This window comes from Naasia lichenicola (assembly GCF_004801885.1).
Taxonomy (GTDB): Bacteria; Actinomycetota; Actinomycetes; order Actinomycetales; family Microbacteriaceae; genus Naasia; species Naasia lichenicola.
Map to the genome: position 1 here is coordinate 889,210 of NZ_SSSM01000001.1, position 9,051 is coordinate 898,260.

Annotated in this window: 8 protein-coding genes; 1 reads left to right on the forward strand and 7 read right to left on the reverse strand. The window is 69.5% G+C overall.

Going from position 1 to position 9,051, the window contains the following annotated elements:
* Positions 1–32: 32 nt before the first annotated feature.
* On the reverse strand, positions 33–1,493 hold the full coding sequence (locus tag E6C64_RS04205; RefSeq protein WP_136426325.1) for an HNH endonuclease signature motif containing protein: 1,461 nt from the start codon (positions 1,491–1,493) through the stop codon (positions 33–35).
* Positions 1,494–1,800: 307 nt separating this feature from the next.
* On the reverse strand, positions 1,801–2,166 hold the full coding sequence (gene trxA, locus E6C64_RS04210; protein ID WP_136426326.1) for a thioredoxin: 366 nt from the start codon (positions 2,164–2,166) through the stop codon (positions 1,801–1,803).
* Positions 2,167–2,220: 54 nt separating this feature from the next.
* On the opposite strand from trxA, the gene fabG reads away from it, so the two are divergent.
* Positions 2,221–2,988 carry a 3-oxoacyl-ACP reductase FabG gene (gene fabG, locus E6C64_RS04215; protein ID WP_136426327.1) on the forward strand — a complete coding sequence of 256 codons (768 nt, stop codon included), beginning with the start codon at positions 2,221–2,223 and terminating at the stop codon, positions 2,986–2,988.
* A 139-nt stretch (positions 2,989–3,127) separates the two neighbouring features.
* On the opposite strand, the gene der is transcribed toward fabG, so the two are convergent.
* The 5 genes from der to E6C64_RS04240 all read right to left on the reverse strand — a co-directional run bounded on the left by der (position 3,128) and on the right by E6C64_RS04240 (position 8,937).
* Positions 3,128–4,639, reverse strand: a complete 1,512-nt coding sequence (gene der, locus E6C64_RS04220; protein ID WP_136426328.1) for a ribosome biogenesis GTPase Der — start codon at positions 4,637–4,639, stop codon at positions 3,128–3,130.
* A gap of 66 nt (positions 4,640–4,705) precedes the next feature.
* Positions 4,706–6,142 carry a protein kinase domain-containing protein gene (locus tag E6C64_RS04225; protein ID WP_136426329.1) on the reverse strand — a complete coding sequence of 479 codons (1,437 nt, stop codon included), beginning with the start codon at positions 6,140–6,142 and terminating at the stop codon, positions 4,706–4,708.
* A 115-nt stretch (positions 6,143–6,257) separates the two neighbouring features.
* Positions 6,258–7,019: a (d)CMP kinase gene (gene cmk, locus E6C64_RS04230; RefSeq protein ID WP_136426330.1), complete on the reverse strand. Its 762-nt coding sequence runs from the start codon at positions 7,017–7,019 to the stop codon at positions 6,258–6,260.
* Entirely contained in the window at positions 7,016–8,095 is a 1,080-nt protein-coding gene (locus E6C64_RS04235; RefSeq protein WP_136426331.1) for a prephenate dehydrogenase, read from the reverse strand. The genes cmk and E6C64_RS04235 overlap by 4 nt, the downstream gene beginning before the upstream one ends.
* A 23-nt stretch (positions 8,096–8,118) precedes the next feature.
* Positions 8,119–8,937, reverse strand: coding sequence for a pseudouridine synthase (locus E6C64_RS04240; protein WP_136426332.1), 819 nt, complete (start codon positions 8,935–8,937; stop codon positions 8,119–8,121).
* Positions 8,938–9,051: the final 114 nt, after the last annotated feature.

The following is a 9,051-nucleotide window of genomic DNA, read 5'->3' on the forward strand; positions in this document are numbered from 1 at the left end:
GACTGCGGCTCTTTGGTCTGAAGGCCTAGCGGTCAGAAGGGCTGGGGTCCGATGAAGCGGGTGTAAGTATCGCTGTTCGGTGGCACGTTCCAGACCGACCCCGCCCAGAGAGGCGGGGCCTGCGGTTGCGGTGGCCGTTCCTTCTTGCGGATGGACGTCGGCTTGGGGACGCTGACCGGGTTCGCCGGGTGGGTGACATCGATCCGGCCGGATGGGCTGGTCCAGGTGAGGTCGCCGTCGGCGAGCAGCATGGCCGTCCAGTTGCCGAGGTGGCGAAGCTTGTGGTGCTTGCGGCAGAGGGCGATCAGGTTGTCGGCCGCCGTGTACCCGGAACGTGCGTAGTCCTCGACGTGGTCCAACTCCAGGCCGACCGCGGTGCGGTTGCAGCCCGGGAAACGACAGGTTCCGTCGCGCAGGGTGACGAGGCGCCGAACTGATTCCGGGATGTGCCGCGCGCTGGTGTCTATGTCGACGACCTTGCCGGTGGTGGGGCTGACCAGTACGCGATAGAAGCCGGATGCCATCTCGATCAGGGCACGTGCGGTGTCCGCATCGATAGGACCCTGGCCCTGCAGCTCGGCAGGCTGATCGCCGCCGACAGCGGTCGCGGCCGGTGCGGTGAGGAAGACCACGGGGCGGATGCTGCGGACACCGGACTCGTCGTTGAGGATCAGGTCGACCAGGACGTCCGCGCGAAGCTGGGCGGCGGTGCGGCCGTCTTCTCCGCCGGCGTTCTTGATGGAGCGGACGCAGGCGTCGAGCTTCGCGTCGATCGCGACCGTGTCCTCACCCGAGAGGCTTGCCCAGAGCTCACCCATTCCGTCGCGGTTCGGGGCGATCCGCACCTGACGGTCGAGGAGCGCGTCGGCGTGCCGCTCGGCGGAGTCCTCAGGCTGCAGGCGCTCGCGGAGCTTGCCGAGTTCGCTCTTCAGCTTCGCCGGGGTCATGCCCTCGGCCATGATCAGCGCAGCCCGCTCGAAGCGGGTGCCGAGGTCGTCGGTAAGCCCGGCCCCTTCGTCGGCGATGTACTCCGCGTGCCGGAGGGTGATCCGGCCGCAATCGACGGCGGCGAGGGTGGCGCGGCGGTCGGTGGTGAGGATCTTCGCCCGCGCGATCAACGCCTGAGCGCTGTACTCCGTCAACCCCAACGTCAACGCGACCTCGGCGATGAACACCCGGTCCTGGATGTTCTCCTGGATCGGGTTCGGAGCCTGCCGGGCGTAGGTTGCCGCCTCGGCTGCGATCCACTTGATCCGCTCGACCTGAAGGGCTTGCTCGTCGAGCTTGAGGAGGTTGATGCCCTCGAGGAACTGCTGACGCCGACGACGCGGGGCTACCTCGACTGCCTCGTCGGTCGGGTCATCGACCGGGAAGGGGTTTGACTCCAGCCAGACGAAGAATTCCTCGTCGCTCTCCTGCACGGGGGTGACGAAGTCGTCGGCGAGCAGGGCGAGATGAGCGTCATCCCAGCCGCTGTCCGCCATCTCGTCCATACCTGCACTCAACCACCAGCCACCGACATCGGAAGGGCCTATTCAGGCTGATCGGAGGCAAGTTTCAACTATTGATAGAGGTGAGTTCTCGGGTCCGCTCGCGTGGGCTTCGACACGGGCGCGAAGCGCCCGGCTCAGCCACCGAGAGGAAGGCGCTTCGTGACACGGCGGCCGCGAGCTACGTGTCGAACCGCATCGTGTACGCGGAGCGCATCACGGCCTAGCATCCGCCGGGGCACGTCAAAAGCGCACGGGCACGCGGAGTTCCGCGTGCCCGTGCGCCTTTCGTGTGCCCGAAGGCGAGGTCCTACTGAGCTGCCTTGGCGGCGGCGTACTTCTCGCGGACGTCATCCATGTCGAGGCCGCGGACCTGCTCGATGAGCTGCTCGAGTGCGGGGGCCGGGAGTGCGCCGGGCTGGCCGAAGACCGGGATGCCGTCGCGGTAGACGACGAGGGTCGGGATCGAGCGGATCCCGTACTCCCCTGCGAGGTCCTGCTCGGCGTCGGTGTCCACCTTCGCGAAGGTGATGTCGGGGTTCTTCTCGCTCTGGTCCTCGAAGATCGGACCGAACTGGCGACACGGTCCGCACCAGGCGGCCCAGAAGTCGATGAGGACGATGCCGTCGGCGATGGCGTCGTCGTGGGTGTCCTTGGTGAGAGTCGTGGTTGGCATAGTGGGTGCAACGCTACTCACGCCGACTTGATTCCCGGGTACTACGCTCCCTGCATGCCCGAGAGAACAAGTCGTGAACGCGTCGCCGTCGTCACCGGAGCAGCCCGTGGGATCGGCGCCGCGATCGCCGTCCGGCTGGCGGAGGACGGGTTGGACGTCGCCGTGATCGACCTCGACGAGTCCGCCACCGCCGATACGGTCTCAGCCATCCGCGCCACCGGTGCACGGGCGATCGGCATCGGCGCCGATGTCTCTGATGCCGCCGCCGTCGAAGGTGCCATCGGTCGCGTCGCAGCCGAGCTCGGGGCGCCGACGGTGCTCGTGAACAACGCCGGCATCCTGCGCGACAATCTCATCTTCAAGATGACCGAGGACGACTGGGACGCCGTGCTCGGGGTCCATCTGCGCGGCGCCTTCCTCATGACGCGTGCGGTCCAGGCGCATCAGGTCGCCGCGAAGTGGGGGCGGATCGTCAACCTGTCGAGCACCTCGGCGCTCGGCAATCGCGGCCAGGCGAACTACTCGGCCGCGAAAGCGGGGATGCAGGGCTTCACCAAGACGCTCGCGATCGAGCTCGGGCGCTACAACGTCACGGCCAACGCGATCGCGCCGGGATTCATCGCGACCGACATGCTCCGCGCCACCGCCGAGCGGATCGGAGTGCCGTTCGAGGACTTCCTGGCGGGCGCAGCCAAGGAGATCCCGGTCGGCCGCGTCGGCCAGCCTGCCGACATCGCTGCCGCGGCCTCGTTCTTCTGCTCGGATGCTGCGTCGTTCGTCTCGGGCCAGGTCCTCTACGTCGCCGGCGGTCCGAAGGACTGACGCGTCGAATGACCATCGGTGGCTGAGCCGGACGCGAAGCGTCCGCGTCGAAGCCCGGCCGCCTCGTTCTCCGGCAACCGGGCTTCGAGACGGCCTGCCTTCGGCGGGGCCTCCTCAGCCACCGAGTGAAGTCCGGGGTCTAGGTGCGCTTGCGGCGCTCGCGGACCCGCATGTTGAGTTGGATCGGGGTGCCCTCGAAGCCGTAGATCTCCCGCAGCCGTCGCTGGATGTAGCGGCGATAGCCCGGGTCGAGGAAGCCGGTCGTGAACAGCACGAAGGTCGGCGGACGGGTCGAGGCCTGGGTGCCGAACAGGATGCGCGGCTGCTTGCCGCTGCGCACCGGGTGCGGATGCGCGGCCACGAGCTCGGCGAGGAAGGCGTTGAACTTGCCGGTGGCGATCCGGGTGTCCCAGCTCTCCAGAGCCAGCTCGAGGGCGGGCACCAGCTTCTCGAGGTGCCGGCCGGTGCGGGCGGAGATGTTGACCCGCGGCGCCCAGGCGACGTGAGCGAGGTCCTGCTCGATCTCCCGCTCGAGGTAGCGGCGACGGTCGTCGTCGAGCAGGTCCCACTTGTTGAACGCGAGCACGAGCGCGCGCCCCGACTCGAGGACCAGGTCGATGATCCGAACGTCCTGCTCGCTGATCGGCTCGCTGACATCGAGCACGACCACAGCGACCTCCGCCTTCTCCAACGCGGCCGTGGTGCGCAGCGATGCGTAGAAGTCGGCGCCCTGCTGCAGGTGCACGCGGCGGCGGATGCCGGCGGTGTCGACGAACCGCCAGACCTTGCCGCCCAGCTCGACCTGCTCGTCGACGGGATCGCGGGTGGTGCCGGCCATCTCGTTCACGACGACCCGCTCCTCCCCCGCCGTCTTGTTGAGCAGGCTGGACTTGCCGACGTTCGGGCGCCCCAGGATCGCCACGCGGCGCGGCCCGTTGACCTCCTCCTTCGCGACGGCCGACACCTCGGGCAGCACGCGCAGAGCGGTGTCGAGGAGGTCGGCGACGCCGCGGCCGTGCAGGGCCGAGACGGGGTGCGGCTCACCGAGGCCGAGCGACCAGAGCTCGGCGACGAGCGGCTCCTGGACGGCGTCATCGACCTTGTTCGCGACGAGCATCACTGGCTTGCCGCTCTGACGGAGCATCTTCACGACCCGCTCGTCGGTCGAGGTGGCGCCGACGATGGCGTCGACGACGAACAGCACGGCGTCGGCGAGGTCGACCGCCACCTCGGCCTGCGCGGCGACGGACGCGTCGATGCCCTTGGCGTCAGGCTCCCAGCCGCCGGTGTCGACGAGGGTGAAGAAGCGGGAGTTCCACTCCGAGCGGTACGAGACGCGGTCCCGGGTGACTCCGGGGGTGTCCTCGACGACTGCCTCGCGACGCCCGAGGATGCGGTTGACGAGCGCCGACTTGCCGACGTTCGGCCGTCCGACGATCGCGAGCACGGGAAGGGCCGGGAGATACCGGACCTCGTCGGGGTCTTCGACCGACTGGTCGAGGATGTCGAGGTCCTCGTCGTCGAGGTCGTAGTCCCCGAGCCCGATCCGCAGGCTGGCCGCGCGGCCGGCAGCAGCGTCGTCGTCGAGGGAGGCGAGACGGGCCGCGAGGTCGTCGTCAGAGGTGTCGTAGTCGCGGTCGTCGTCAATCATGGTGCCCCTAGTCTGCCGTAGGACCGCCGTCGCGGCGGCGCAGGGGCTATTCCTGCACGAACGGCCTCAGGCGCTGGCGATCACCGAGGAGCGTGAGGCGCTCCTGGCCGCCTCCCGGATCACGAGCTCGCTCGACGCCATCGCGGCCAGGTCGACCAGCGTGGCCACCTCGTCCTCGGTGATCGCGCGGGGCGCGAAATCGAGCACGCACAGGGTGCCGATCCGCTCTCCGCTGGGGGCCATGATGGGGGCGCCCGCGTAGAACTGCAGGCCGAATTCTCCGGCGACGAGCGGATTGGAGGAGGCGCGTGCGTCGCGGCGTGCGTCCTCGATGATCCACGGGTCGTCCTGAAGGATGGCCGACGAGCACAGACCGGGATCGCGGGTGATCTGCTCCAGCGCCAGCCCGTGCGTCGACTTGAACCAGATCCGCTGCTCATCGACGATGGTGATCAGCGCGATGGGGGTCGCCAGCACTCGGGCGGCCAGCGAGGTGATCCGGTCGAACCGCTCCTCACGGGGAGTGTCGAGGATGCCGAGATCGCGGACCGCGGCCATCCGAGTGGCCTCGGTGGCCTCGATCGCTCCGGCGCTCTGCTCCTTGGTGCGGTGACGACCGCTGATGGCGGCTATCACCAGGTCGCGCAGGGCGATCATCGCCTCGCTGGCGGTCGGCCGCTCGGCGGGATCGCGCGCGGTCATCGCCTTGAGCAGCAGCCGCCAGTCGGGATCGAGATCCTCGGGGATGTATGGATCGTTGAGCAGCCGGGCGACGGCGGAGCCGACGGCGTCGCCGGGGAAGGCGACGGTCCGGGTGAAGCATTCGAGCAGGACGAGTCCAAGCGAGTAGATGTCGCTGGCCGGCACGGCAGGCTGCAGATTGGCCTGCTCGGGACTCAGGTAGGCGGCGGTGCCGGTTGTCGTGCCGTTCTCGTCGCCCACGACGCGGTCGAGCGGCATGGCGATCCCGAAGTCGGTCAGCTTGCCACGGGGCCGGCTATTCCATCCGCCGTAATCGATGGTCATGACGTTGGCCGGCTTGATGTCGCGGTGCACGACGCCCTGGTGGTGCACGTACTCCAGCGCCTCGGCGAGGTCGTGGCCGATGTAGGCGATGTCCTTGAGCGGCATCGGACCCGCCTCGAGCGCGCGCTTGAGGTCGACCCCCTCGACGAGCTCCATCACCAGGTAGATGCGCGGACGCAGTCGGTCCGCGTGATCGACACCCGCATCGAGGAGGGTGACGATGCCGTGATGGGAGAGGTGGGCGACCATCTTGGCCTCCGCCTCCTGCTTGCGGATGTCCTCGGAGCCGATCTCTCCCGGCGCGAACACCTTGATCGCGACGTCGCGATCGAGAGCCTCGTCGTGGGCCCGCCAGACGGTGGCCATGCCCCCGCGGCCGATGCGCTGGACGAGGTGGTATCTGCCTCGAAGCGGCACGCTGACGGCTGCCGTGTCAACGACCCGCTCGGCGTCGGGAGTCGTCACGGTGTCGTCCATGCCGCTGGCTCCATTGATTTCATGCTAGGCGGCGGGGTCCGTCGGAGACCACCCCCACGGGGGTGAAATGTCAGCGCCGACACGCCGATGCGCCGAGCGCCAGCCGGCGTCGAAATCAGTCGATTGCAGCTCTGATCAGGGAGACGACCGCGTCGATAGTCTCGTCGAAGGTGAGTTGGGTCGAGTCGAGAGTGAGCACTCCGTCAGCGGCCGTCATGAAGTCGACCACCTGGGAGTCGCGTCGGTCGCGCTCGAGAACCTGCCTCGCGACATCGGCGTCGGACTGCCCGTCGAGCTCTCCCGCGCGGCGGGCGAGGCGCGCCATCTCGTCGGCCGTGAGCAGGATCCGCACGGGGGCGTCGGGGGCCACGACGGTGGTGATATCACGCCCCTCGGCCACTATCCCCGGTCGTCCGGGGGCGTCGAGCAGGCTGCGGAAGAGATCGTTGAGGTGCACCCGCACCTGCGGCACCCGGGCGATCGAGCTCACGGCGCCGCTGACTCGCGGCTCGCGGATGGCTGCCGTCACATCGACGTCGCCCACGCGCACGCGGACGTCGTCGGGGTCGGTGCCGATGGCGTAGTCGAAGCCGTCGAGGAGCCCGACGACTGCCTCAGGGTCCTCCAGGTCGGTGCCCCGCTCCAGGCCGAGCCAGGCGAGCGAGCGGTAGCCGGCTCCCGTGTCGAGGAACTCGTAGCCGAGCGCGCGCGCCGCGGCGCGGCTCACGCTCGACTTGCCGCTGCCGGCCGGTCCGTCGATGGCGACGACCACCCGCGTCCAGTGGCCGAGCGAAGCGCGCGACGCGCCCGTCGAAACCGGTGCGGACTCCTGAGTCGCTTCTCGGGTCGATTCCTGGGTCGATTCGTGGGCGCTCATCCGGCGATCCTCCAGCCTCGTGTCGTGAGCTCCTCTTCGAGCCGGTCGCGTGCCTCGGGCACGATGGACAGTTCGACGATGCCGATCTGAGCGCCAGGCGAATGCTCGAGCCGCAGGTCCTCGAGGTTCACTCCCAGCTCTCCGACCTCGGTGAGCAGCTTCGCGATCTGGCCGGGGCGGTCGTCGATGAGCACCACCAGCTGAGCGAAGCGGGCGTCGCCGCCGTGCTTGCCCGGCAGCCGAGCTACGCCCGTGTTGCCGGAGCGCAGCAGCTCGGCGATGGTCCGCCTCGCGCCGGGAGCACCGTGGGCGACGATCGCGGCCTCGAGGGTCGCCAGGTCGTCGCGGATGGCGGACAGCACAGGACCGACCTGCGCGGCGTTGGCGGTGAGGATCTGCACCCACAGCTCGGGGCTGCTGGCGGCCACGCGGGTGACATCCCGCACGCCCTGTCCGGCGATGGCGACCGCCGCGGACGGCGCATCCACCAGGCGCGCTGCCATCAGCGAGGCGACGAGCTGCGGGACGTGCGAGATGAGCGCGACGCTGTGGTCGTGCTCCTCGGGGCTGAGCTGGACCGGTGCAGCGCCGACGTCGAGCACGAGCGCCTCGATCGCGTGGATCTGAGCCGACGTGGTCTGCGCGTGGGGCGTGATCACCCACGGTCTGCCCAGGAATATGTCGGCGCGCGCCGAGATGGCTCCGCCGCGTTCGCGTCCGGCGAGCGGATGGGAGCCGAGGTAGCGCTCGATGGGCGCTCCGTTCTCGACCAGCTCGGCCAGCGGCGAGACCTTCACGCTTCCGACATCGGTGACCAGCGCGTCGGGGAAACGCACGAGTGCGGCGCCGATGACGGCGGCCAGCTGATCGGGCGGCACCGCGACCACCACGAGGGCCGGCTTCTCATCCGACTCGGCGCGTCGACCGGCGCCGTAGTCGATGGCGAGATCGAGGGTGGAGGGCGAGGAGTCCTCGAGGGCGACGTCGACATCGAGGGCTCGAAGCGCGTGGCCGATGCTGGCGCCGAGGAGCCCGCTGCCCACGATGAGGACGGGGCCGGCAGTACGGGCGGTCACTCAGGTCTCCTGCCGGGCGGCGATCACGGGGCGGAGCTGCTCCCCCGCGACAGGGTCAGCAGCTGGCCGAGTTCTACCTTAGTGAGATCGCGCAGCTCGCCCACGGCCAGCGATCCGAGGTGCAGGGGGCCGAATTGGCGCCGCACCAGCTCGACGACCGGATGTCCGACCGCATCCAGCATCCGCCGGACGACGCGGTTCCGGCCGGAGTGCAGGGTGATCTCGACCAGGCTGCGCTCGGCGTTCTGCCGCGAATCGGGCAGGAGTCGGGCGCGGTCCGCGGCGATCGGGCCGTCGTCGAGCTCGATGCCCGCCGTCAGCTGGGCGATGGCCTTGGGCGCCACACGCCCGCGGACGAGGGCGATGTAGGTCTTGGAGACGCCGAACGAGGGGTGGGCGAGGGTGTGCGCGAGGGCGCCGTCATTGGTGAGCAGCAGCAGCCCCGAGGTGTCCGAGTCGAGCCGGCCCACGTTGAACAGGCGCCCCTCGTAGCGATCCGTGAATCGGCGCAGGTCGGGACGGTCCTGCTCGTCGCGCAGCGAGCTGACGATGCCGGTCGGCTTGTTCAGCATGACGTAGCGGCGCGTGGTGTCGAGCTGCACGGCCACGCCGTCGACCGCCACGAGGTCGTTCTCGGGATCGATCCGGCGTCCGAGCTCGGTCACGATCGTGCCGTTGACCGAGATCCGGCCCGCGCCGATCATGTCCTCGCAGACGCGACGCGAGGCGACACCCGCAGCGGCGAGGACCTTCTGCAGGCGGACGCCGGAGGGACCGTCGGCGAGTTCGCCGTCGGACGCCGACGGCGGAGCGGGGGGTGAGGCGGTTCGGTCAGAGGACATCGGTGATCCCGTCGGCATCGGCGAGCAGTGGAGAGAGCGGGGGCAGTTCGTCGATCGAGGCGATGCCGAGCTGACTGAGCAGCATCTCGGTCGTGCCCCAGTGCACGGCGCCCG

Bases quoted from the DNA above. Each gene is read 5' to 3' on its own strand.
- E6C64_RS04240 (WP_136426332.1), bottom strand. From the start codon at position 8,937: ATGTCCTCTGACCGAACCGCCTCACCCCCCGCTCCGCCGTCGGCGTCC.
- fabG (WP_136426327.1), top strand. From the start codon at position 2,221: ATGCCCGAGAGAACAAGTCGTGAACGCGTCGCCGTCGTCACCGGAGCA.
- trxA (WP_136426326.1), bottom strand. From the start codon at position 2,166: ATGCCAACCACGACTCTCACCAAGGACACCCACGACGACGCCATCGCC.
- E6C64_RS04205 (WP_136426325.1), bottom strand. From the start codon at position 1,493: ATGGACGAGATGGCGGACAGCGGCTGGGATGACGCTCATCTCGCCCTG.
- der (WP_136426328.1), bottom strand. From the start codon at position 4,639: ATGATTGACGACGACCGCGACTACGACACCTCTGACGACGACCTCGCG.
- cmk (WP_136426330.1), bottom strand. From the start codon at position 7,019: ATGAGCGCCCACGAATCGACCCAGGAATCGACCCGAGAAGCGACTCAG.
- E6C64_RS04225 (WP_136426329.1), bottom strand. From the start codon at position 6,142: ATGGACGACACCGTGACGACTCCCGACGCCGAGCGGGTCGTTGACACG.